This window comes from Calditerricola satsumensis (genome assembly GCF_014646935.1).
In the GTDB taxonomy this organism is placed as follows: domain Bacteria; phylum Bacillota; class Bacilli; order Calditerricolales; family Calditerricolaceae; genus Calditerricola; species Calditerricola satsumensis.
Genome location: NZ_BMOF01000013.1, coordinates 1 through 23,971, shown reverse-complemented (window position 1 = coordinate 23,971; position 23,971 = coordinate 1). Strand labels below are relative to the sequence as shown.

The 23,971-nt window shown below is 62.7% G+C and carries 17 protein-coding genes and 2 pseudogenes; 7 read left to right on the top strand and 12 right to left on the bottom strand.

Annotation, left to right across the window (positions count from 1 at the left end; genetic code table 11):
• Positions 1-6 precede the first annotated feature (6 nt).
• The 6 genes from IEX61_RS04645 to ytpR all read right to left on the bottom strand — a co-directional run bounded on the left by IEX61_RS04645 (position 7) and on the right by ytpR (position 9,372).
• Positions 7-900: a carbohydrate ABC transporter permease gene (locus IEX61_RS04645; protein WP_054671244.1), complete on the bottom strand. Its 894-nt coding sequence runs from the start codon at positions 898-900 to the stop codon at positions 7-9.
• Entirely contained in the window at positions 897-2,156 is a 1,260-nt protein-coding gene (locus IEX61_RS04640) for an ABC transporter ATP-binding protein (protein WP_188816918.1), read from the bottom strand. The genes IEX61_RS04645 and IEX61_RS04640 overlap by 4 nt, the downstream gene beginning before the upstream one ends.
• 302 nt (positions 2,157-2,458) lie before the next feature.
• Entirely contained in the window at positions 2,459-4,084 is a 1,626-nt protein-coding gene (locus IEX61_RS04635; RefSeq protein WP_188816917.1) for a methyl-accepting chemotaxis protein, read from the bottom strand.
• A 115-nt stretch (positions 4,085-4,199) separates the two neighbouring features.
• On the bottom strand, positions 4,200-5,891 hold the full coding sequence (locus IEX61_RS04630) for an L-lactate permease (RefSeq protein WP_188816916.1): 1,692 nt from the start codon (positions 5,889-5,891) through the stop codon (positions 4,200-4,202).
• A gap of 245 nt (positions 5,892-6,136) precedes the next feature.
• A complete protein-coding gene (locus IEX61_RS04625) occupies positions 6,137-8,347 on the bottom strand; it encodes a DNA translocase FtsK (RefSeq protein ID WP_373288409.1) in 2,211 nt (736 codons plus the stop codon).
• Positions 8,348-8,736: 389 nt separating this feature from the next.
• A complete protein-coding gene (ytpR, locus tag IEX61_RS04620; RefSeq protein ID WP_054671981.1) occupies positions 8,737-9,372 on the bottom strand; it encodes a YtpR family tRNA-binding protein in 636 nt (211 codons plus the stop codon).
• Positions 9,373-9,546: 174 nt separating this feature from the next.
• Here ytpR and IEX61_RS04615 point away from each other — a divergent pair, with 174 nt between their 5' ends.
• Entirely contained in the window at positions 9,547-9,924 is a 378-nt protein-coding gene (locus tag IEX61_RS04615; RefSeq protein ID WP_157057783.1) for a hypothetical protein, read from the top strand.
• A 63-nt stretch (positions 9,925-9,987) separates the two neighbouring features.
• On the opposite strand, the gene IEX61_RS12690 is transcribed toward IEX61_RS04615, so the two are convergent.
• The 6 genes and pseudogenes from IEX61_RS12690 to IEX61_RS04585 form a co-directional block, all read right to left on the bottom strand.
• Positions 9,988-10,431 carry an HAD family hydrolase gene (locus tag IEX61_RS12690; protein WP_308423719.1) on the bottom strand — a complete coding sequence of 148 codons (444 nt, stop codon included), beginning with the start codon at positions 10,429-10,431 and terminating at the stop codon, positions 9,988-9,990.
• 819 nt (positions 10,432-11,250) lie between these two features.
• Positions 11,251-13,008, bottom strand: a complete 1,758-nt coding sequence (locus IEX61_RS04605; RefSeq protein WP_188816914.1) for a glycoside hydrolase family 13 protein — start codon at positions 13,006-13,008, stop codon at positions 11,251-11,253.
• Positions 13,009-13,107: 99 nt separating this feature from the next.
• Positions 13,108-13,500: pseudogene (locus IEX61_RS04600) on the bottom strand (ABC transporter permease subunit); the annotation flags it as partial.
• A 233-nt stretch (positions 13,501-13,733) separates the two neighbouring features.
• Positions 13,734-14,522 carry a carbohydrate ABC transporter permease gene (locus tag IEX61_RS04595; protein WP_229725697.1) on the bottom strand — a complete coding sequence of 263 codons (789 nt, stop codon included), beginning with the start codon at positions 14,520-14,522 and terminating at the stop codon, positions 13,734-13,736.
• A 50-nt stretch (positions 14,523-14,572) separates the two neighbouring features.
• Entirely contained in the window at positions 14,573-15,460 is an 888-nt protein-coding gene (locus IEX61_RS04590; protein ID WP_229725699.1) for a carbohydrate ABC transporter permease, read from the bottom strand.
• A gap of 202 nt (positions 15,461-15,662) precedes the next feature.
• On the bottom strand, positions 15,663-16,961 hold the full coding sequence (locus IEX61_RS04585; protein ID WP_188816912.1) for an extracellular solute-binding protein: 1,299 nt from the start codon (positions 16,959-16,961) through the stop codon (positions 15,663-15,665).
• Between the two features lie 399 nt (positions 16,962-17,360).
• Between IEX61_RS04585 and IEX61_RS04580 the strand changes: the two are divergent.
• The 6 genes and pseudogenes from IEX61_RS04580 (at position 17,361) to IEX61_RS04555 (ending at position 23,917) form a co-directional block, all read left to right on the top strand.
• A pseudogene (locus IEX61_RS04580) lies at positions 17,361-18,392 on the top strand (LacI family DNA-binding transcriptional regulator).
• A gap of 101 nt (positions 18,393-18,493) precedes the next feature.
• Positions 18,494-20,434, top strand: a complete 1,941-nt coding sequence (locus IEX61_RS04575; RefSeq protein WP_229725696.1) for a glycoside hydrolase family 15 protein — start codon at positions 18,494-18,496, stop codon at positions 20,432-20,434.
• A 791-nt stretch (positions 20,435-21,225) separates the two neighbouring features.
• On the top strand, positions 21,226-22,029 hold the full coding sequence (locus IEX61_RS04570) for an ABC transporter permease (RefSeq protein ID WP_188816910.1): 804 nt from the start codon (positions 21,226-21,228) through the stop codon (positions 22,027-22,029).
• Position 22,030: 1 nt separating this feature from the next.
• Positions 22,031-22,864, top strand: a complete 834-nt coding sequence (locus tag IEX61_RS04565) for a hypothetical protein (RefSeq protein ID WP_188816909.1) — start codon at positions 22,031-22,033, stop codon at positions 22,862-22,864.
• A 4-nt stretch (positions 22,865-22,868) separates the two neighbouring features.
• Positions 22,869-23,552 carry a hypothetical protein gene (locus IEX61_RS04560; RefSeq protein WP_054672309.1) on the top strand — a complete coding sequence of 228 codons (684 nt, stop codon included), beginning with the start codon at positions 22,869-22,871 and terminating at the stop codon, positions 23,550-23,552.
• A 38-nt stretch (positions 23,553-23,590) separates the two neighbouring features.
• Positions 23,591-23,917: an ABC transporter ATP-binding protein gene (locus tag IEX61_RS04555; RefSeq protein ID WP_188816908.1), complete on the top strand. Its 327-nt coding sequence runs from the start codon at positions 23,591-23,593 to the stop codon at positions 23,915-23,917.
• Positions 23,918-23,971: the final 54 nt, after the last annotated feature.

Here is a 23,971-nt window from a genome sequence, read left to right as displayed (position 1 = left end):
CTTCCATCAGCGGTAATGGACCTTTCGCGAAAGAAGCCAAAAATGGATCATCGTGCACACGCCGATCATCACGAGCAACACCACCCCGGCGGCAGAAGCGTAGCCAATCTTGAAGAACTCGAACCCGTTCTCGTAGATGAAATAGACGAGCATGTTCGTGCTGTTGACGGGACCGCCCTGCGTCATGATCTGGACCGGTTCAAACACCTGGAACGCGTTGATCGTATTGACGACAAGCAAAAAGAACCACGTGGGCGACAACATCGGGACCGTGATCTTCACCAGCTTGCGCCAGGGCGAAGCCCGGTCTAGCATGGCCGCCTCGTCGATCTCGCGCGGAATGCTTTGCAAACCGGCGAGAAAGACGAGCGTGTTGTAGCCGACGATCTTCCAAACCCCAACCAGCACGAGGCCGTACAGCGCCGTCTCCGGATCCGTCAGCCAAGGAAAAGGGGGAAAGCCCAGCCCCGTCAGGATCGCGTTGAGCAGGCCGTACTGCGGGTCCATCATCCACAGCCACAGGAGCGAAACCGAGACAAGCGAAACGATGTGGGGGCTGAAAACCGCCCCCTGGACAATGCGGTGAAACCCGCTCTTCCTGTTCAACCAGAGGGCCAAGAAAAAGGCGAGAACAAGGGACAGCCCGACCGTCAACCCCGTGTAGAGGACCGTGTTGCGCACCACCTCGCGAAACTCTTTCGACTGGAAAAGTTCAAGGTAGTTGGCCAGCCCGACAAATTCCTTCTGCGGGCTGATCAAATCCCATGAGGTGAAGCTGAGGAAGACAAGAAAGCCGATCGGATAGAGAAAAAACAGCACAAAGACGATGAGGGACGGGGCAATGTAGACGTACGGACGGACGAACGCCCAGACGCGTTCGGCGATGCGCTGGTGCCTCATCCTCTCTCCCCCTGCTGCCCTCCCCCGACGGGTTCGAGCACCGGCTCCCTCGCATGCGCCCATGTCCTGGCCGTCGGTGCCGCCCTCCGGCGCGCCATCATGTCCTGGCCACCGGCATCACGGGGGTCCCCGCCGATCCTCTGCTGGGTTTGGCCATCAAAAAAGTGGAGCTCCGAATACGGGCAAAACAGGGTGACCGGCTGCCGTTCCGCCAAGAGCGTCTCGGAACCGCGCTTGACCGTCATCGTGCCGATCTCCGTTTCAATCCGATAGATCGCGTCCGCACCGAGGATCTCCCGCGCGGTGACCGTCCCCCGCACGCGGAATCCGCGGAATTCTTCCCCTCCCGCGGAACATGCCTCCGCAAGCCCGACTGCTTCCGGACGGATGCCGACAAAAATCTCCGCCCCATTGCGCGGTTTCAGCATTACGGCTTGCGCGTCCGGCAGCGCAACCGTCCCGCGAAAAGCGCCCCGCTGCGCCTCGCCCAGAAACTTCAATTCCCGCCCGTCGGCGCACACCCTTGCGGAAAGGATGTTCATCGCGGGCATCCCGATGAAGCGGGCGACGAACAGATTGGCCGGGCAACGGTAGATCTCCGTCGGCGGTGCCGCTTGCTGGACCTTGCCCCCCTGCATCACGACGATCTGGTCGCCCATCGACAGCGCCTCGACCTGATCGTGGGTCACGTAGAGAAACGTCGCCCCCAGCCGGCGATGCAACTGTTTGAGCTCCTCGCGCATCTGGTGGCGCATCGCCGCGTCGAGGTTCGAAAGCGGTTCGTCCATCAAAAAGACCCGCGGTTTTTTGACCATCGCCCGCGCCAACGCCACGCGTTGCCGCTGCCCTCCGGACAAGGAGCCCGGCTTCCGGTCGAGGCAATCCGCGAGGCCCACAATTTCCGCCACTTCGTTGATCAACCTGCGCCGTTCCGCCCTCGGCACTTTGCGATTCTTCAGCCCGAACTCGATGTTCTCCCGCACCGTCATCGTCGGGTACAGCGCGTAGTTCTGGAACACCATGGCCACATCCCGCTTTCCCGGCGGCAGATCGTTCACCTTTTCGTCCCCGATCCAGATCTCGCCGCGCGTTTCCTTTTCCAAGCCGGCGATGATTCGCAGCGTCGTCGATTTGCCGCACCCCGAAGGGCCCACCAGCACCGTGAAGGAACCGTCCGGCACGTACAAGTCCAAGCCGTCGAGCACCGCATCGCGGCCAAACATTTTGGCGATCCCGCGCAAAACAACTCGGGCCATCGTCTCACTTCCTTGCCCTTGATTTTTTGCCTGTGCCGCGCATGCGCCCGGCCGACGCATGCCGCCGTTTCCTTCTCCATTTTGGCAATCCAGTCTTGACGGAACATTGAGAATGTCTAAAACAATCCTGAGGGAATCCTCAAGAAACGGTTAAGCGCTGCCCCCGAACGGCACGAACGGCCCGCGCGCCAGCCCGCCGACGATTCGGGACGCCGAAATGAACAAGGCCGCCGCCTCGCCTGTGGGCGAGAGCGGGGCCTTCCCGTTCCTTGACGGCGCCGCAAGCCCAGCGACGGGCCGGGTCACTGGAGCCGGAACCGGCGCACGATGCGCGTCAAATCGTCCGCTTTCCGGGCCAGCGTTTCCGCCTCGGCGGCCAGATGGCGCACCGTCTCGCTTCGCGCTTCGGCCGTGGCCGCCATCTCCGCCGCCGACTCGGTGAAACGCTGGGCGATGCCCGTCAGGTCTTCCATCACCTTCTCCATCTCCGTGCATTCCGCAAGCAGCGCCGCCGCGTGGTCGTGGTTGGCCGACACCTGTCTTCGCACCTCCTCCGCCGTCTCGTGCAACCGCTTCAGGGCCTCGCCGACCGTCCCCACCGCCGCGACGCCCTGCGCAATGGCCGCCACGCTCCGCTCCACCGCCTCTACCGCCTGCGCCGCCTCGCCCTGCATCTTCTCGATGATCTCCAGGATCGTCTTGGCAAAGGTGTTCGTCTCCTCGGCCAGCTTGCGCACCTCGCCGGCCACGACGGCAAAGCCGCGGCCGCTTTCCCCGGCCCGTGCCGCCTCGATTGAGGCGTTGAGGGCAAGCAGGTTCGTCTGCCGCGCAATGGCCGTGATCGCCTGCGCGTGGCTTCCGATCTCCGCCGCGTCGGCGGCCACCTGGTTGACCGTGCGCGATGCCTCCTCGATGGCCCGCTCAAGGGTTTCCATCTGCCGCAGCGCGTCGCCGACGGCCTGCGTCCCGTCGGCGGCCGCCTCGGCGGCCTGGTCGCTGAGGCCCAGCGCCCGGCCCGTGTTCGCTTTCATCGCTTCCGACGCCCTGGCCACCTCCTGGATCATCGCCAGCGCCTCTTCCAGCGCCGCAAACTGCTGCTCCGTGCCCTGGCGGATGTTCTGCACCGCCTCGTTCAGGGAGGCCAAGCCCTCGGCCAAATCGCGCGCCTCACCGGCTTGACGAGCGCTGATCTCCCGCAACACCGCCGCCGCCTGGGCCAGCTCCGACAGGATGGCCCGCATGCCCAAGACGATTTTGTTCAGCTCATAGCCGATTTGGTGAAAGCGGTCTTGCCGTCTTTCTTCGACCAGCTTGGTCAGATCGCCCGATGAAACGTTGCGCGCCATGCGCAGCCACATGCGCAAACGCTTTTCCAGGGTGGCATGCAGGAGGCCGGCACCCACCGCGCCGACGAGCAGGCCGCTCAACGCGGCGACGACACCGGCCTTCCATCCAAAGGCCAGCGCTGCGCCGCCCGCCACCGCCGGCGGAATGAGCCCCACACCAAAGACGGCCGGTTTCAAAAACGGTCGATGAACGATCCGTCCCAAGCGGAGGTTGTACCGCTGGGCACCTTCGGCCATCACCGGACAGGAGGCATCGATCACCACTTCCCCGGTGTTGCGCGGATAGAGCTGCAAAAGCGGTTCGGCCGTTTGCGCGGCGTTGCGGCCCACCGGGTCGTTGAACACCCCTCCCTCACGCAAGCGGTTGGTGTGGATGAGGGCGCGCCCATCGGCATCGATGAGCAGCAAGTATTCGTCATCCCCCAGTTCGCGGTCAAACAGCTCGTATATGCGCGGCCGCGCCTCCTCCAAATCCTTGGCCTGGCGTAGGAGGAGCGCAGCCTGCTCCGCCACCCGCTGGGCCTTCTCCAGCGCGTCTCGTGCCGCCCTGCTCCGCAGGATGCGCGGCGTTCCCTTCTCCATCGCTTCACCTCCCCTTGTTTCTCGGAGCATTCGGTACCATTTAAATCGGCAAAAGGGATCGAATTCTTTTGCTCCATTTTCGTCTTTCGGGCTCGCTTTTCACGTGCTTGACGCTTCATGCGTAGCCAAACGCGAGCCCACACACCACCGCCAAAAAAACCGCGCTGTACCGCAGCGCAAACCGGAACAGCTCCGCTTCCTTCCCCGCCAGTCCCACCACCGCGCACACGATGGCCAGCGACTGCGGGGAGATCATCTTCCCGACCGCGCCGCCGGCGGCATTGGCCGCCACCAAGAGCGCCGGATCGACCCCGATCGACTGCGCCACCACCTGCTGCAGCGGGGCAAAGAGCACGTTGGACGACGTGTTGCTGCCCGTCGCCAGGACGCCCAACCACCCCAACACGGGGGAAACGAGCGGGAAAAGGGGACCCGTTTCGGCCAGCCACACCCCCAACGTCGCCGACAGGCCGGCATACCGAGCCAGATAGGCCACGCCCAGCAGGAGGCTGATCGTCACCAGCGAAGGGCCGAGTTTCCGCAGCGTTTGGCGTCCCGCCGAAAAATACGTCCGCCACGAAACCCGAAGGAGCGGCTTGGCCGCCACCGCCGCGAGGAACACGGCCGTCGCCGCTGCGCCCAGCCCGTTGAAGACATACACCGCCGGAAGGGGCATGGGCGCAGAAGCGGCCGGCGGCATCACCCAGACCCGCTCGTGCAAGCCGGGAACCGGCACGGCAACCGCCGCGCGGGCCCACATCGCCTGCACCGGCGGCAAGCTCCAGGCGCCCACGGCAGCAATCAGCAGCAAAAAGGGCGACCAGGCGCGCAGCAGCTGCGCCGCCGGAAGCGGTTCGCCACGCCCCCCGTCCTTCTCCGGCTCCCGTCGGCGAGGGGGCATCCCGCCTCCGCACGCCCCCACCGCCGCCACCGCGTACGCAGCCAGTCCCCGGGCAGAAACGGACGCGCCCACGCCCGCGGAAAGCATCCTGCCCCGTCGCTCCGCCGCCAGCACAACCCCGGCCAACGCCGCCATGCTAGCCAAGGGCGCCAGCACGCTGGGCAGTTCGTACATCCCCCGCGACGCGGTCACCATCTGAACGAGGGCGAAGGTGCCGCCGGCTGCCACCGCAGCGGGCCACGTTTCGCGCACGCCGCGCCACCCGTCAACGACCGCCACCAAGACAAACGGAACGATCAGCGACAGGGGCATCACGAGCAGGCCCGCCGCCCGGCTGATGGCCTGGGGGTCAAGGCCCGTCATTTGGGCCGCCGCGGCGATGGGGATCCCCACCGTGGCCCACGCCACCGGGGCCGTGTTGGCCACCAGGCACAGCCCCGCCGCGAGCAGGGGCCGAAACCCCATCCCCACGAGCAGCGCCGCGGCAATGGCCTCCGGTGTGCCAAAGCCGGCCACGCCCTCGAGGAACCCTCCGAACCCGTACGCAACGAGGAGCGCCTGCAGCCGCCGATCGGCGGTCATCCGTCCAATCGAGGCGCGGATCCCCGCCATGTGCCCGCTTTGGTCGACCAAGTGGAAGAGAAACACCGCCGCCAGCACCACCGCGCCAATCGGCCACAGGCCATAGGCGATGCCGAATCCCGCTGCGGCCAAGGCCATCGCGGGCGGCATGCGCCAAACCGCAACGGCCAGCATGAGGGCGAGGGCAAGGGCAATCAGGGCGGCCCATTGTCCCTTGACCCGGCGCACGGCCAACAGGTACACGAACGCCCCGACAGGGACGAGCGCGCACGCGGCCGACGCCGCCAAATGGCCCCCCACCGGTGTATACGCTTGTTCCCACATCGGCCATCGCTCCCTGTTCTCTATTGTTATACAACAGTTACTTTCTATCCTACCTGTTTTAAAGCAACGCTGGCAAGACCTTAAGGATTTAGGCCTTCACTCGGGCTCGGAAGCAACGGCAACGACAAAAAAATGGCGCCTTGCCCACCGGCAAAGCGCCATCTCGTGGAGACGGGGCAGACGGCAACCAAGGGCACCCCGTCTCCCGGTGCGCGCCGCAGCGAAAAGGCGCTGCCCGACCACCGTCAGGGCGTGTGGCCCTCTTCCTCAAACAGCGCGCGGTATTCCTGCTCGGTGATGTGCACCGTACGCGGTTTCGATCCGGCCTGGGCGGAAATCCATCCGCGCGCTTCCATGGCGTCGATGAGGCGGGCAGCGCGATTGTACCCGATGCGGAAGCGGCGCTGGAGCATGGAAGCAGAGGCCTGGCCTTGCTCGATGACAAACCGCACCGCTTCGGCCAGCAGCTCGTCGTCCACGTCACCGCCATCTTCCGCGGAACGAAGCAGGTCGTCGCGATCAAACCAATACGCCGCTTTGCGCTGCCGGCGAACGTGCGCGACGACGCGCTCGATTTCCTCGTCGGAGACGAAGCACCCCTGCAGGCGACGCGGCTTGGGGTCGCCGCTGTCGAGGTACAGCATGTCGCCGCGCCCAAGGAGCTTTTCCGCCCCGGCCATGTCCAGAATGGTCCGCGAGTCGGCCTGCGAGGAAACGGCAAAGGCGATGCGCGTGGGGATGTTGGCCTTGATCAAGCCGGTGATCACGTCGACCGACGGGCGCTGCGTGGCGAGCACGAGGTGGATGCCGCAGGCCCGCGCCTTCTGGGCGATGCGGCAGATGGCCTCCTCCACGTCGCCGGGAGCGACCATCATCAAGTCGGCCAGCTCGTCGATGACGATGACGATGTACGGGAGCGCTTCGGCGCCCTCCTCCCCGCCCGCTTCGACCAGGCGGTTGTACCGGTCCAGGTCGCGCGCGCCGCAGCGGGCAAAGAGCTCATAGCGCCGCTCCATCTCCTGCACCGCCCAGTGAAGGGCCGCCGTGGCCAGCTTGGGATCGGTCACCACCGGCGCCACCAGGTGCGGGATGTCCTGGTACGGCGTCAGTTCCACCATCTTCGGGTCGACGAGCAAGAGGCGCACCGCATCCGGCGATGCCTTGTACAGCAAGCTGACGAGCAGCGCGTTGATGCACACGCTTTTCCCCGATCCCGTCGCGCCGGCGATGAGGAGATGGGGCATCTTGCGCAAGTCGGCCACCACCGCCTCCCCGCCGATGTCCACGCCCACCGCAACCGCGAGGGGCGACGGGTGGCGCTGGAACGCCTCATGGGCCACGATGCGCTTGAGAAACACCGGCTCCCGCGTCCGGTTGGGCACCTCGATGCCGACGGCCGACCGACCGGGAATGGGCGCCTCGATGCGGATGTCCCGCGCCGCCAGATTGAGCTTGATGTCGTCGGCCAGCGCGGTGATGCGGCTCACCTTCACCCCCGGCTCCGGCTGCACCTCGAAGCGCGTCACCGTGGGCCCGCAGGTGGCGCCGATCACGTGGGCGCGCACGTGAAAGTGGCGCAGCGTCTCCTCCAATCGGCGCTTCTGTTCGGCGATGAACGTCTCGTCCTCCCCGGCGTAGGGCAGGGGATCATCCAGGAGGTCGAGGGGAGGCGGCACATAGGGATCGGGCGGGTCGGCGAGCCGATCGGCCGCAGGGGTTGCCGCGGTTTCCGAACCCGTTTGCGCGCCTTCCTCCCTCCCGTCGTCCTGCAGCCCATCGGCCGCACGGGGCGTAGCGGTCGTCGAACGGGGCGTATCGGCCGAAACGGTTGGCACAGAAACGCGCACGATGGCGATGCTGCCCGGTACCGGGCGCGCCAGCACGTTAAACGGCACGTTTTGGGCGGCCAGTTGGGCCTTGAGGGCAGACGGCAGGGCATACCGCACGGTGTAGGCCACCGGCACCGCTTGCGCAGCCTCGGCCGTCGAATCGCCATCCGCCGCCGGCATCGCGGCCGGTTCCGCTGCAGGGGCGGCTTCTTCTTCCACGGAGGAAAACGTTTCCTCTTGGGAGGACATCACCGCCTCTCCCGAACAGGCGCCTTCAACCCTTTCGGAAGCCCCGTTCGCCGTTGCCGAAGCCTCCTCCACCGTACGGGTGGCCTCCCCCGCCGACAAGAAGGCCCCCTCTCCACCCCGCGAAGCGGCCCTCTCCGCCGCAGGGAGCGTCTTTCCCTCCGCCGGAGCGGGTTCTTCGCTTCGGGAAGGCGGCGCAGGCCGTTGAGGACGCGCCCGGAAGCCGAACACCGGCGACGGCACGTCCGTTGGCCGAAAGGGGACCGAACGCGGTTCCGCATCGGAGGGGTTTTGGCGGAATCGCTCCCTCGCCGTCTCGTCCGCAGCCAAACGCTCGGTCCGCCGTGGCAAGCGCTCCTCGCGCTCCCCAGACGGCGGCACCGCCAACCCCTCGTCGTCGGGGACGGCCGGAAAGGGAAACGGCCGCTTTCGGGCGGGCGGTTTTAGCGGTCTGCTCGGCGATACAGACCCCGCGATAGGTGGGGGCGGGGTCGCCGTTTCGTTTGGATACACCGTTCGGATGCGGGCTTTGGCCCGTTTCATTTCCCGAACCGGGTCTACCGTCTCGCTTGGCGTGTCGTCTTCTTTCGCCAGCCACGCTTTCACCTGTTGCCAGAGCCTTTTCCAATCCATGGCGCAAACTCCCTTTTCGTGCGATGGGGACGCATCCGATTGCGTTTCCTCTACTCGTTTTCGCGATGGCGGGCCAAATTCCTGTCCGCCGCTCGAAAATCGCGCGAAGGCGAGAAGGAAACAAAACGCGGAACCGATCAGGCTCCGCGTTGCACCTGCGCATAATCGTGGTCGGCAAAGGGCGCGCCCACGGGATAGGCGGACGCGTCCAACACGAGAATGCCTTTTTGCTGCGGCGCGCCCTTCAACCCCAGCTCGCGGGCGGCGCAGATCATGCCCTCGGAATCGACGCCGCGCAGCTGCGTGGGCTGGATGCGCAGGCCGTTGGGCAGCACGGCGCCGGGCAGGGCCACCACCACGGTCTGTCCCGCGGCCACGTTCGGCGCGCCACACACAATTTGCCGCACGCGACCGTCTCCCACATCCACCCGGCACACGCTCAGCTTGTCCGCCTGCGGATGGGGCGCCTTCTCCACCACGCGGCCGACGACGATGCGCGGAACAAAGACCAGCCGTTCCTCGACGCCCGCCCGCGCCAGCGCCTCGTTGAACCGGTCGACCCGCTCTTGGTTGGCCAGGGCCACGCCCACAATCGGCCAGGTGCCGTATTGGGAATAGCGGAACAGGTTGATGCCCGCCAGCGCCCCATCCTCTCGGCGGCGGATGAGCACGGCATCGCCCGCGCGCTCGACGACGCGCTCCGCCTCCGGCACGTGGTCGACGGCAGCCAAAACCACGTCACCCAGTCCCTGCGGATTGTAGACAAAATACATCTCCACCCCACTCCTTGTCGCTCGCGTTTCCGCCCCCCATCATACCACGGAGCCGCAGGACGCGCCAAACGAAGCGGAAGGCGCTCCCCGCCTTCCCAATCCTCCTCTCCCGCATGGCGCGACCGGATGTGCTACAATGAAGGGAAACCGTTTGCGCGAAAGGATGGGATCGCCGTGCGTTCGCCCTTTGTCCGCGTTCGCGACATCGCCGGGGAAGTGAAGTTCTGTCACGTGCTCCGCGACGTGCGCACCACGGTGACCACGGAAGAACTCGTCATCCAGCGTCCGCACGTCTCCTTCCGCATTCCCCTTGCGAACATCGTCAGCCTCGTTCCTTATACGCCCGACGTGCCGCTCACGTCGCCGGCGCCGCTGCCGCTCCCCGCGGCCATCCCCTTTGCGGGAAGCCCCTACCGCATCACCGTCGCCGGCTTGACGGTGTACACGCGGAGCGGAAAACGCGACTGGACGCGCGCCGACCTGGTCGTTCCCCTGTCGCGCGTGCTCCTGGAGCAGCTTGCCCGCTACAGCCGCCTCACCGTTTTTCGTTGACGGGCGGGTTGCTCCCTGGCACATTACGACGGCGCCGGTCACCCCGCCGCCCCGATCCGGCCGCTACGACAGCACGGTCACGAGCTGCGTGACATCGTTCAGGATGTGGTCGGCCCGGTGCTCCGCAAATGTTTCCCGCGCCTTGGCGCCTTCCAGCCCGGTCAGCGTCGCAGCGAACCGGCAGCCAATCCGGCGCGCGGCAAGGAGATCGGCCAAGGAATCGCCGACGATCAGCACCGAATCGGCCTCGTCGACGGGCAGCGCGGCGCGGAGCACGGCGTCGTCGGGCGTCGTCTTGCCGAAAAGGGCTTTGAGGTACGTATACGGGTGCGGCTTGGCCAGCGGCGCGGCATCCGGGTGCGCCCGCTCGGCGGCCAGCACATCGCTGGCGGTGACCACGGCGTTGGGGTCAAAGAACTCGAGCAGCCCCAGCGCGGAGAGGGGCACCACCGTTTCCGTCGTCGGGCGGCCTGTGCCGACGCCGAGGCGGATGCCTCGCTCCCGCAACGACCGAAGCAGGGCGCGCAGCGCTTCCGGCGGGGCGAGGGGAATCTCGTCCTCCAGAAAGCCGCGCTTTCCGGCCTGGCTGGGGGGCGGCCCGTCGTCTCCTCATACAGCCGGTCGCCCAGGTACCACTCCTGGAACGCTTCCCGGCACAGCTCCCACAGCGCGCTGTTGCGCGAAAAGATCGCCGTTTCCACGCCCGTGCGCTGGGCGGCGATCGCGTTGAGGTAAAGGAGCAGCTCCGCTTTGACGGCCGGCGACGGCGCAAACGCGTCGACAAAGGCGGCATACTGGGGCGTAAAGCCGAGGCCCCGGGCACGCGCGCCGATTTCCCGCAGCACGTCGCGGTCAATCGGGCCGCTGAGCACGTCGCGCACAAAGGCGCGATCCTCCCGGGCCAGCTGCTCGAGGAGCAGGAGCAGCTGAAAGGAGAAGGTCAGGAAGACCATGTCCCAGTTGGAGTTGAGGCCCCGGCTCTTGATGAAGGACAGGACGCGGTCGTCGGCAAACACCGCGCGCCGCACGCGGCGGATGGTGGGCTCGTCCGGCGCCGGCGTAAAACCGAGGTCGAGCCCCAGATACTGGGGGCTCCCCAATAGCTCCCACACGCACAGGGCTGAAGCGTCAAAATACCGTTCCTCGCTCAACAACACGCCGTCGACGTCAAACAAAATGGTGCGGTACACGGTTTCCCTCACTCCTGATGACGTTTTTCTATCACTGTACCACGAGCAACAGGCAGCGCCAATCCCATCTCCTCCAGGCGATCCGATTGGGGCTTGCGCACATTCATTTTGGAAATTGCCAACCAGGCACGGCGCATCACGCCGACCGCACCAACACCCGTCCCTGCCACGGCGGCAACGCAACCGTCACACGGCCCGCCGCAACGGCAAACACCTCCCCGCTCAACGCATCAACGAGCCGCGGCGCGTCACCAAAGGCACCGGCATCCAGCGTGACCGCAACCGGACGCGGCCCGTTGTTGAGCGCGACGCCCACCACCTCCTCGTCGGCGAGGCGCAGAAACCCGTACCCGCCCACGAGCGGATCCACCCACCACGTGCGTACCGCACCGCGGCGCAGCGCCACGCAGTTGCGGCGGAGGCGAATCAGCTGGCGGTACCACCCGAGCAGCTCCCGGTTCTGGCGCGCTTCGTCCCAGACCATCGGCCGGCGGCAGTCGGGGTCCGGACCGCCTTCCATCCCCACCTCGTCTCCGTAATAAATCATCGGTGCGCCGAGGTACGTGAGCTGAAAGAGCACCGCCAGGCGCATCCGCTCCACGCGGCCGCCGCACAGCGTGAGGAAGCGCTCGGTGTCGTGGGATCCAAGGAGGTTCCACGACGCGAGCAGCGCCGGCTCCGGATACCGCATGCGCCAGTCGGCCAGCTGGGCGTCAAAGGCGGCCGCATCGATCTGGCGCGTGGCGAAGAAGGACACCACGGCGTCGCGGAAGGGGTAATGCATCACCCCGTCAAACTGGTCGCCGGAAAGCCACGGCGCCGCGTCGTGCCAGATTTCGCCGATGATCAGGGCATCTGGCTTGATGCCCTTCACCACCTGACGAAAGGCACGCCAAAAGGCATGGTCCACCTCGTTGGCTACGTCCAGGCGCCAGCCGTCGATGTCCGCCTCCCGCGTCCAGTAGGCGGCCACCTGAAGCAGGTAGTCGCGCACCGCAGGGTGGTGGGTCATGAGCTTGGGCATCGTCCACACGCCGCGGGCAAAGGTTTCGTAGGTGGGCTGGGGCCGGGTGCGCACCGGGAATTCGTAGATGCGAAACCAATCCGCATAGGGGGACGCCTGGCCGTGCTTCACCACATCCTGAAAGGCGAAAAACCCATACCCGCAGTGGTTGAACACGGCGTCTAAGATCACGCGCATGCCGCGGGCGTGGGCGTCGCGCACAAGGGCGCGAAGCGTATCCAGGTCGCCGAAGTGGGGATCGATGCGAAAGTAGTCGGTGGTGTCGTACTTGTGGTTGGACGGGGAGGCAAAGATGGGCGTCAGGTACAGCGTGTTGACCCCCAGTTCGGCCAGGTAGGGCAGCTTCTGCCGGATGCCCTCCAGGTCGCCGCCGTAGACGCTCGTCGCCGTCGGGCGCGCATCGGCCGTCCACGCCTCAACGCCCGCCGGGTCGTTGCTCGGGTCGCCGTTCGCGAAGCGGTCGGGGAAGATCTGGTACACCACCGCGTCGGCAGCCCAGTCGGGCACCGTAAACGCATCCCCCGGGCAGATGTACGGGCAGTGAAAGGCGCCCGCCTGCGCCCGGTCCGCCGCAAGGCCCCGTTCCCCGTACCAAAGCCCTTCGCGTCCGTCGTGCAGGTAAAAGGCGTAACGCACGCGCCGCCTCGGGACGTGGAGATGCGCCTCATAGTAATCGTGGCGCGCGCCAGTGGCCACCTTTTCCATGGCCACGACCTCTTCCGGTCCCTCGGGGTCATAGCGGTCGCCGTAGACCACGTGGCACGAGACGAGGTCGCCGCGCGCCGCCCGCAGGCGCACGCGCAGCCGGTCGGGCGCAACGGGAAAGGCAAAGGCCGGATCTGGCCGGTGCTCGATCGCCGCACGGTTCACGTTCGGGTCACCTCGTTTCTCGTCGGATTGGGTCCGCCCTTATGCCTGTGCCCACCCGCCGCAAGGGTTTGCAGCTTCGTTCTCCGGCGTCCCTCGACACTAACCTTTCGTGCCGCCCGCCGTCAGCCCGGAGATAAAGTAGCGCTGAAGCGCCAGATAAACCGCCGCAATGGGCACGGCGATCAGCACGGCGCCGGCGGCAAAGGTGGTGAAGTTCTTGCCGAACTGCTGGTTGATCATCCCAAACAACCCCACAGCTAAGGTTTTGTTTTCGGGACTCGTGAGCACGATTTGCGGAAGCAAAAAGTCGGTCATCGGGCCCATGAAGTTGAACAGGGCCACCACGGCCAGGATGGGCTTGGCCAGCGGAAGTAGGATCTTGAAGAAGACCTGGGTATGGCTGGCCCCGTCGATGCGCGCCGCCTCATCGAGGCTGCGCGGGATGGTGTCGAAATACCCCTTGACCAGCCACGTGTTGAACAGGGTCACGCCGTTACCCGTTGAAGCATGGCCCGCTCCATTTCCGAAAACGCATCCCGCCTCCTCCCGCTCCACGTTCAGATGGCGGCATGGTTCTATTCCATGTTTTATGATTGTTTAAGTTTTTAGAATAAAGAAAGGGTGATTATGCGAAAAATTTTAAATACATGCGGGAAAAAGAGAGAAATGCTGCGCTGCGTTTCGAACAGGGCATCTCTCTCCTTCTTTTTCTTTTTGAAAACGGTTTATCCCTTTACGCCTCCCACTGTCAACCCCGATACCAGCCACTTTTGCGCCAGGAAAAAGACCACCAGGGCGGGCAGCGTGACGATGACCGCTCCAGCAGCCATATAGTGGTAATCGGACACATATTGGTTCACAAACTGCTGCAAGCCGATGGGAAGGGTGTATTTCTCCTCCGCACTCAAGAACGTCAAGGCAATGAGGAACTCGTTCCACGCCGTGATAAACGTGAAAAAGCCTGTCACCGCCAGGCCCGGCAACGACAAGGGGAGAACGATCCGCCAAAACGAACCGATCGGCCCTAACCCGTCCACGAAAGCCGCTTCCTCGAGCTCATACGGAATGGTGTCGAAGTACCCCTTGAGCATCATCACGCAGAACGGAACCGCCACCGTCGCGTACGCCAGCACGAGTCCGAGATGGTTGTCCAAGAGACCCAGCTGATTCATCAAGCGGTACAGCGGGATCAACAGCAGCGTTCCCGGAAACATTTGCGTAACCAACAAGGCGTAGAACGCCACATTCCGGCCGTAAAACTTGTAGCGCGACAACGCATAGGCCGCCGTAGTGGAAAGAAAGAGGCACACCAGGGTCGTCAGGAGTGCCACCCACGCGCTGTTGGCCATCCAGCGCAGGAACATCCCGTCCTTTTTCGTGAGCACATGCTCATAATTCTCCCACGTGACCGTCTCGGGAATCAGTTGGATCTCCGTGTCGAAAACGTCTTCATACGGTTTGAAGCTCGTCGACACGATCCACAACACCGGGAATACCGCGATGACACAAGCCACAATGAGGGTGGCATGTACCGCCAATCGTTCCGCGCGGGACATCCTCCGCATCAGTCCATTACCCCTTCCACTCGTTCCGCCTTCATGGCCCGCAAATATACCGCACTGAGCACGAGCAGGATGCTGAGAATGATGACTCCGTACGTCGAAGCCATGCCAAAATTCCAATTCTGGAACGCTTCGCGATAGGCGAAGGTGACGAGAATTTCGGTCGCCTGCACCGGCCCGCCTTGGGTCACCAGGTAGATCACGTTGAACATGTTAAACGTCCAGATGATCCCGAGGAGGGTGGCAACCGTGGCCACCGGTTTCAACATGGGCAGCGTAATGTGCCAAAACTGCTTCCATCGGCCGGCCCCGTCAATTTCCGCCGCCTCATACAGCGAACGCGGAATGCTCTGAAGCCCGCCAAGCAAGGTGACCATCATGAAGGGGACCCCGAGCCACACATTGGTCATGATCACGGCCACCATAGCCCAGAACGGGTCGCCTAGCCAGTTGATCGGCGGCAAGCCGAGTTCGGTGAGGACGAGATTGAAAAAGCCGTAACTTCCGTTAAACATCCAGCGCCAGGCCAGCGCGCTGATAAACGACGGCACGGCCCACGGCACCAACAACAGCAGCCGGTAAACGGTCCGACCACGGATCGGGCGATTGAGCAACAGCGCCAATCCAAGACCGATCGTAAAATGGAAGAACACGTTCACGAACGTCCAGATCGCGGTTTGAACCAGAATCGGTCGCAGGGTTGAATCCGCGGCCACCAGGTCTGCCCATACATTTCGATAGTTTTCCAACCCAACAAATTGGTAACTCGGTTCGCTAAACGCGTTTCCCATGTTGTATTGGTTCATGTCGGTAAAACTAAACGCAATCCCTTGAACCAAGGGGAAGAACACCAATAAGGCCATCACCAGGGCGACCGGGGTAAGGAACACATACGCCAACCATGCGTTTTTCCATTTCGATGGTTTCCGTCTGCGCCCTTGTCTACCGAATGGGAACGTTACGCGTCGTGTGCTCATGTCCACTCGCCCCTTCTAACCCCATCGTTGCCGCAAGCCCCCTGGGAGAACAAAGGGAAGGGAGAACGGACTGGGGATGGCGCATCCCCAGTCCGTCCGCACCGTCCGGGTCGCGTCACGGTTTAACTCCCAATTTCTCCCATTCCTTGACAATGGCCTCAACCGCCTCTTTCGCCGTTTTCTTTCCGGTATAGAACGCTTGGAAGTTCTGGTCCATCGCCGCGAAAATCAAGCCGCCTTGCGGAAACACAGGACGAGGCGTCGCGTTTTCCATGACCGCCTTGAAGTCGGTAATGATGCGGTTGGCTTTCACTTCAGGCATCTCGTAGACCGACTTCCGCGTCGGCAAAAGGCCGAGCTCCAAGACCAACTTCGCCTGCGCTTCCTTGGTACTCAAGAACTGCACCAGCTTCCAGGCTTCTTCCTTGTGCGGGCTCTTGCTGTAGATCACGTAGGAATGGCCGCCGACCGGAGAGCCGGTATGGCCCTCGGGACCCTGGGGAATCGGCGCGATGCCCAGATTGTCGGGGTTGTCCTTAAACGCCTCCCCGGTCAGGATATCGGCCGTCGCCCACGGGCCGTTGAGAATCATCGCCGCCTTGCCCGACTTGAAGTATTGCATCGCCGTGTTGTAATCGTTCGGGAAATCGCGATCGTCCTTGAACACCTTGTACTCGTCGCGCAGCTTTTTGACAAATTCAAGGCCCTTAATCGCGCCTTCCGTGTTGATGAGCGGTTTCATCGTCTCCACATCAATCAAGCCGCCGCCGAAGGACCAGATGAACGGCAGCGTGAAGTACGCCTCGCTCTGCCGCATGTAAAAGCCCCACTGGTCCTTGCTCGGATCGGTCAGCTTTTTCGCCACTTGTACGAATTCATCCCAGGTTTCGGGCGCGCGATGGAACCCCGCTTGTGCCAGAAGCTTCTTGTTGTACAGCAATGCCAAGGCGTCCGTGACTTGCGGAACGGCGTAGGTTTTCCCGTTCCATTTCCCATAGGCCAAGGCGGAAGGCAAGAAATCCTCTTGGTCGGTAAACTTTTCATCCAACGGCTCCAGGAACCCGAGGGCCGCAAATTCCGCAATCCAGGCCACTTCCGCCCGCAACACATCCGGCGCATTGCCCGCCTGGGCGGCCACCTTAAACTTGTTTTGCGCCTCGCCAAAGGGAACCGTCACCATTTCCACATCGATGTCGGGGTTCTGCTTCTCAAACTCGTTGATCAATTCCTGCACAACAGCCGCCTCATAGTCCCGCATCGTATTCCAGAAGGTGATTTTCACCGGTTTGCCCGATGCCTGTCCCTCGTTCGGCTGTCCCGTCGGTTGGCTTCCGGGTCCCCCACACCCCGCAAGCAGCGAGATGAGAAGAAGAACAACCAACGCAAACCGTAACCCAAGGCGCACGCGTTTCATCTGCATTCCTCCTTCTCCCTGTAACGGATAATGCAAACCTTTGCAAAAATCCCGCGGGAAATCCCCCCTTCGCATCGATTCAAGACGCCCGCTTCACCTCCCTTTATATAATACGCCTCTGCCGGCGGACAACGAAAGCGTTACCATAAACCGTGTCATCGCAGCGTTCATGCAAACGTTTGTATCAACCACGATGAAAACATCTTGGGCCTCACAAGGGGAAAACGAGCAAATTGGGTAATTGTCTGAAATTATCGTACTTAAGCCCGTCTGAATTGTCAATTCCCTGAATTGCAGCGCTTCGCTTGACATCCGGCAAATCGACTCGATACAGTACAATTAAAGCAAACGCTTGCACCAACTGCAATTGCAAAAATTTGCGCGCAACAGGAGGCCCCTATGCCGGTTACCATCAAAGACGTGGCGCGACTCGCCGGCGTCTCGCCGTCCACCGTGTCGCGCGTCCTCGCCAACCACCCCAAAATCAGTCCCGCCACGGCGCGCCGCGTGCGGGAAGCGATGGAACGGCTCGGCTACGTGCCCAACGCGGCCGCCAAAAGCCTGGTGTCGCAAACGACCCACACCCTGGGCATCATCCTCCCGCGCGCGGCGGAGGAACTCTTCGTCAATCCCTTTTTCCCCGAAGTGCTGCGCGGGATTTCCGTGCAGGCCCAGCAGGCCGGCTACGACCTTCTGCTTGCCTCCGGCTCGACGGAACGGGAAGAGCGGGAAGCGGTAACGCGCCTGGTGTTGGGCCGGCGCGTCGACGGCGTGCTCTTGCTCTGCTCCCGGACCGGCGATCCGCTCATCCCCTTTCTGCGGGAGTAGCGCTTCCCCTTCGTCCTGATCGGACGTGCCGAGGACGAGGAGGGTGTCGTCAGCGTGGACAACGACAACGTCCGCGCCGCCTACGACGCCACCCGTCACCTCTTGGAGAAGGGGCACCGGCGCATCGCCTTCATCAGCGGACCGCAAACCTTTGTCGTCAGCCAAGACCGCCTCGCCGGCTATCGGGCGGCACTGGAGGAAGCCGGGCTCTCCGTTCGTCCCGAATGGGTCATTGAAGCCCCCTTCTTGCAGGAGGGTGGCTATCTGGCCCTTGACCGCCTCCTCCACATGCCCGAGCGGCCCACGGCGCTGGTGGTCACCGACGACATCATCGCCATCGGCCTCCTACGCGGGCTGTACCAATACGGTTGGCGCGTGCCCGACGACTTGGCCCTGGTCAGCTTCAACAACGTGGCCCTAGCGGAGCTGACCACGCCACCGCTGACGACGGTGGACATCGACATCTACCGGTTGGGCACGACGGCGACCAGCCTGCTGCTGCGCTGCATCGCCGGGGAGGCACTGCCCCCCACGCGCGTCATCGTCCCCCACCGCCTGATCGTGCGCGAATCATGCAAATCGGCCACCCTGCGCCGCGGCTGAGCGGAATCGCCTTTCCGTCTGCATGGCCCCTCTCTCCTGCCAACGGCAGCGGGATTGCGTCGGGGTGGCCAAACCCGTTTGAAAAGAAAGGAGCGAAGTCCGTGTCGACCAAGCCGCTGCTCAATGACGCCATTGTTGGCGACGGCTGCTTGCTGGCCGCCTTCAGCCGTACTGGACAGCTGCTTCGGCTCTGGTGGCCCCATGGCGACGGCCCCCAGCACATCGGCCAGGCGCGCATCGGCCTCGTTCGTCTGGACGATCCGTCTAGTCCCTCTCCTCTCTCCTGGCTCGACAGTTCGCCCTGGACCCATCGCCAACGGTACCTGGACGACACCAACGCCCTGGAAACGGAAGCCCGCCATCCGTCGTGGCCCGTTCGCGTCACGGAAACGGCGTTCGCCGTACCCGGTGAGGCGCTGCTCGTGCGCGCCCTTACCCTTGCCAACACGGGCGGGGCGGCCCTTCCGCTGCGCGTGGTCCACTGCGCCTCCTTCGTCATCGAGGAGCACCCGTACTACCAGGCCTGCTACGTTGCGGAGGAGGGCAACGCCGTCGTCCACTACCGGCGTCCGTACGCCTTTGCCGTCGGAAGCAGCCGGGAGGCCTCCGGCTTTCAGGCCGGGCACGCCTTTGCCGACGCCGCCGACGGCCGCCTGTCCGGCAGCGACATCGCCATGCACCCCGAGGCGGCCCTGTCGTGGGACGTCACCGTGCCTCCCGGCGGCCGCGTGACACTGCCGATTGTCATCGCCGCCGGCCTGTCCCCGGACGACGCCCTCGCCCGGCTTAAGCGCGCCCTCGCTACACCGGCACACGAATGGCTGACGCGAACGGTGGAGCACTGGCGGGCCAAGGTGGCCCGAGCGGCCCCCCTGTCCACGGCGGACGAGACGCTTCAGCGCCTGTACCGCCGTTCGGTGCTCGTCTTTCATCTCATGGCCGACCGCGAGACGGGCAGCGTGCTGGCCGCGCCGGAGTTTGACGAGGCCTTCACCCGGTGCGGCGGCTACGCCTACTGCTGGGGGCGCGACGCAGCGTACATCACCGTCGCCTTTGACCGCGCCGGGCTGACCGACCTGTCGCAAGCCTTCTACCGCTGGACGGCCCGGGCGCAGAGCCCGGACGGGTCCTGGCAGCAGCGCCACTACCACGACGGGTTCCTTGCGCCAGCTTGGGGGCTGCAGATCGACGAAGGCGGCTCGATCCTGTGGGGGCTGTGGCAGCACTATCAGGTTACGGGCAACCGCGCCCTGCTCGACGAGCTGTGGCCGACGGTGGAAAAGGGGGCGGAGTTTCTGCTGGCCTACCGCGACCCCGAAACGGGGCTGCCCCTCCCCAGCCGCGACCTGTGGGAAGAGCGGGACGGCGTGCACACCTATTCGGCCGCCGCGGTCTACGGGGGCCTCGTCGGGGCGGCGCGCATCGCCGAGACGCTGGGCCACGGCCACCACGCGCGCCGCTGGCAGGAGACGGCCGACGCCATGCGCCGCGCCGTGCTGACGCGGCTGTGGAACGCCGAGGCCGGGGTGTTCTACCGCTCGGCCCGCCTGCGCGTTGACCGCGAGACGTACGAGCGCGCCAACGTGCCGGACAAGCGCGTCGTGCGCACGTGGAAGGGCTACGCGCGGTACGAGCTGCCCGTCGATCCGGTAATCGACGTTAGCCTGCTCGGCCTGGCGGTTCCCTTTGGCCTCCTTCCCCCCCACGACGAGCGGATGCGCCGCACGGCCGAGGCGGTGGCCCGGCGCCTCACCGTCCCCGGCGTCGGCGGCCTCAAGCGCTACGAGGACGACACCTACGCCGGCGGCAACCCGTGGATTCTCACCACGCTGTGGCTCGCCCTCTACGACATCGCCATCGGCAACCTTGAGCGGGCGCGGGCCCTCTTCGAGTGGGCCGTGGAGCACCGCACGCCCCTCGACCTTTTACCCGAGCAGGTGCACCGCAAGACCGGCGAGCCGGCGTGGGTGATTCCGCTCACGTGGTCCCACGCCATGTTCGTGCTTGCGGTGCGGGCGCTGGATGAGACGGGGTGGGTGTAAACCGGCAGGCAAAAACCGTACAGACGCCGCCTTCCGGTTCATTGTCTCCCCCTGGCTAACGGCAAAGAAACGCCCTCGGCTTTCACACGGCCGAGGGCGTTTTCGCGTCTTGTGAACCGTATCCATTTTCGCCTGCCGACATATTCGAACAAAAGTTGCGATGATGTTGCATATCGATCTAGATTTGTCGTGATTTCCCATGAAGATATTGATAACTGTTCGACGTAAATGTATCATCGTGGTAGATGATTGAAAAGCGAATGTTTTTTAACGATGCTCAATTAGGTGCAGGGGTTACGCAGGATATGTGGCAACATACCGAGTCAACGGAGGGAGATGAAAGTCACAAGAGTATAAATTTAACGTAACGGGATAATTGAATTAATTTACTACAAGCCTCGCATTCGCCCGAAACATTGAATCCTATGACCTAATTGTTCCACGCTTGGGAGGAACCGCGTATACAAATCCGACCTCCAAGGTTAATTACTCAAGAGGTGTGGACAACAACACGAGCATTGGCGGAGGATACGTCCAATATACCGCAATTTATCGAGGGACCACCACTCAAGTGACACAGCAAGTAGAAATTAGCAGTGGATCCCGCGTAATCCTTCCGTACTATTCTGGGCAGAACCAACCAAGTACAGGCTACCGACTGGGTCATACCAGTAAACTGACTACGTTCGTAAACGTTCAAGCACGAGGAACATGGAGCCCAGACGAGTACTAAGGTTCTAAGACGCTAAAAATATAGTAGACTATTCTTAACGGTTTTTGAAGGGGCCAGAGTGGCCAGCAAGAATTCTTGGCTCTCTGGCTCCTTTGTTGATGGGGGTGAAAGGGATATGAGACGTTATCTCGTACTTGAAATCAAACGATCCATTCTCTCTTATCCATTCTTAATCGGCTTGTTGATAGCCATGGCAGGTATTGCGGCATGGACCCTTCCGAAATTGCAGTTTGCCAGCGAAATGGGGGCGCTCCGCTTGTTTCTCTGGCTACACGACGGATACATCTCCCTTCTTGCGCCGGTTATCGCAACGATTCCCTTCGCACAATCCTACGCGATTGAACGAAACAGCGGTTTTTCAAGATTTGTGATGCAGCGGCTCTCGCTAGCCCGATATCAGACCGCAAAACTGGTGAGCAACGCGTTGGCCGGGGGGCTTGTTCTCGTAATTCCACTGGTGGGTGCCCTCATTTGGGTAACGGCGAAGTACCCCATGACTGTACCCGATCCGAACGGAAACCCCCCCTTTTTCCGAAACCTCGATCCCCCGGATCCGCTCGTGCATATGGGGTTGCTCATCGGTTTGGCGTTTTTGTTTGGCGCCACCTACGCAACGGTCGGACTGGCTGCCTCCGTACTGTTCCGCAATCCCTATTATGCCAACGTCATCCCCTTTGCCATTTATATCATCCTCGGCTTCCTTTTCGGCCTTTTTGGACTGGGGTATCTTGAACCCTCCGTCATGTGGCGACCCAGCAACAACACGTTCGCCACCCCGGCCACCGTTGCCCTGCAATACCTGGTCGTGTGGTCCATCAGCCTGTTTGTCTACATCCGATTTTTCCGGGCAAAGGAGGAGTAAGGTGAACCGTTCCGCGTATGCCCTGGCTCGCTTCTACGCCAAGCTCGCCCTACGGAATCCCGCCACGCTCTTTGCCATGGGCGGAGCAATCGGCTATACCGTACTCACAAGCATGGATGAAGCAACAAGGCTCCAACACAGCGGGCTGCGATTGAATCTGCTGGAGGTGATGTTCCATATCTTTGACAACCCGCTCTATACCACCTTTGGATTGTTTGTCCCTTTCCTCATCATCGTTTCTCCTTTGTTTTATATCAAAGACTTGGAGCGGCTCATTGCTTATCGCGCTTCCCATCGATCCAATCTCTGGATCGCAAAGGTCCTGGCCATCGTGCAAATCACCATCGTTTTCCTCAGTACGGCCTTCCTCATCGCCCTGGCCGTGACAGCGCTTCAGTACCCGGTTGCGTTTGAATGGAGTGACGCATACGCACATTTGGCCAAGTCCTCCACCAACCCGGCCGAACGCCCGGATTATCGCGTGGCCAATGCATACCTGTACCAAACCCACAACCCGTTGTCGGTGCTCGTCCTTCAAGTGCTGTTGTTCTTCGCAAGCTTTGTGCTCGTCGGTGTACTGAGTGCGGTGTTCGCGCAGATCTTTCAGCGACCAGCCGTCACCCTTATCCTTGTCGCAATGTATTGGATCATCGCCCAGACGCCTGCAGGAATGGTTCCCCCCGTCCTGACGTTTCTCTCGCCGCAGGCGCATCTGCTTTTGCAAATTCGCTCGTCTGCGTTTCCTTTTGCCGTCTCGTTCCTGTACCTCGTCCCGACTCTTGTCTTGTCCTTCCTTCTGGGTCAGATGAAAACCAAAAGGGCCATTCTGGGGTGATGACGTGGCAACCGATTTGCTGAAACACCGCATCCTGTTGGGAGCCGTCTTGGGGCTTCAGCTTCTGACATGCTGGGTGCCGTATTTTCGTTTTTTCAGTCCTTCCCCCGTCCTCCGGGAAAGCTGGCTGTCCAGTGTGTCCACCGCTTTCAGCAGTGTGCTCGTCCTGTTTTGGACCTGGCTTATGGCCATCGGGCTTATTGGGGTCGGAGCCTACTGGAGTACCGAGGTAAACGACCGATTCGCCCTCGAAGCATGGCGCCACGCTTCCTTCCAATCGTGGATCGGGCAAAAAATTCGGTTCGTCTTGCTTCTCAACGCGGTCGTATACGGGTTGGCCCCCCTCCCTTTTCTGCTCGCCTCCTATCCAGATGAGGCGATTTCCGTTCTTTTGCTGATCGCCTTTCTGCTCCTGTACAGTACCCATTTATCTCTTATCTTTCTCATCGCGACGCTGCTGGGAGCAAAAACGGCTTACGCGTTTACCTGCACGCTGTCGTACCATGTGCTCAACCTGCTGCTGGATGGGGTGGGTTGGCCCAACACGCTCCAATACTTCCTGATCGGTGAACAGGCGGGGATTGCCTCCTTGGCCATTGTCACCGGGCTACTTGTTCTCATGATCGGGATGATGATCGGGAAAACAACCCCCACAACAATCACAAGACGAGGGAGTGAGTACCAGTGACATCCCCTTTTCTAAAAGTCGACGCGATTTCCCTCACCTTGAAAAACGAACCGATCCTGAAGAATGTCTCATTCGAAGCCTACCCCGGTGAGGTGGTCGGCATCGTCGGCCGCAATGGGTCGGGAAAAAGCATGCTGTTCAAGTGCATTGCCGGTCTGATCATTCCCCAACAAGGCGAGATCTGGGTTGGCAATTTTGCGGTGGTTCGCGAAAGACGTTTTCCCCCGCACCTCGGCGCGTTGATTGAAAAACCCGGGTTTATCGGATCCCTTTCCGCGTACGAAAACCTCAAGATCCTCGCGTCGATTCAAGGAAAGATTGGCGACGCAGAAATTCTGGAGGCTTTGCGCATTGTCGGAAGTTGAGTCCGTATTCTTGTGTAAAAAGGACTCTCTGAAAAAAGTCAGAGAGCCATTTCC

Bases quoted from the DNA above. Each gene is read 5' to 3' on its own strand.
- IEX61_RS04645 (WP_054671244.1), bottom strand. From the start codon at position 900: ATGAGGCACCAGCGCATCGCCGAACGCGTCTGGGCGTTCGTCCGTCCG.
- IEX61_RS04635 (WP_188816917.1), bottom strand. From the start codon at position 4,084: ATGGAGAAGGGAACGCCGCGCATCCTGCGGAGCAGGGCGGCACGAGAC.
- IEX61_RS04585 (WP_188816912.1), bottom strand. From the start codon at position 16,961: ATGAAACGCGTGCGCCTTGGGTTACGGTTTGCGTTGGTTGTTCTTCTT.
- IEX61_RS04630 (WP_188816916.1), bottom strand. From the start codon at position 5,891: ATGTGGGAACAAGCGTATACACCGGTGGGGGGCCATTTGGCGGCGTCG.
- ytpR (WP_054671981.1), bottom strand. From the start codon at position 9,372: ATGTATTTTGTCTACAATCCGCAGGGACTGGGTGACGTGGTTTTGGCT.
- IEX61_RS04640 (WP_188816918.1), bottom strand. From the start codon at position 2,156: ATGGCCCGAGTTGTTTTGCGCGGGATCGCCAAAATGTTTGGCCGCGAT.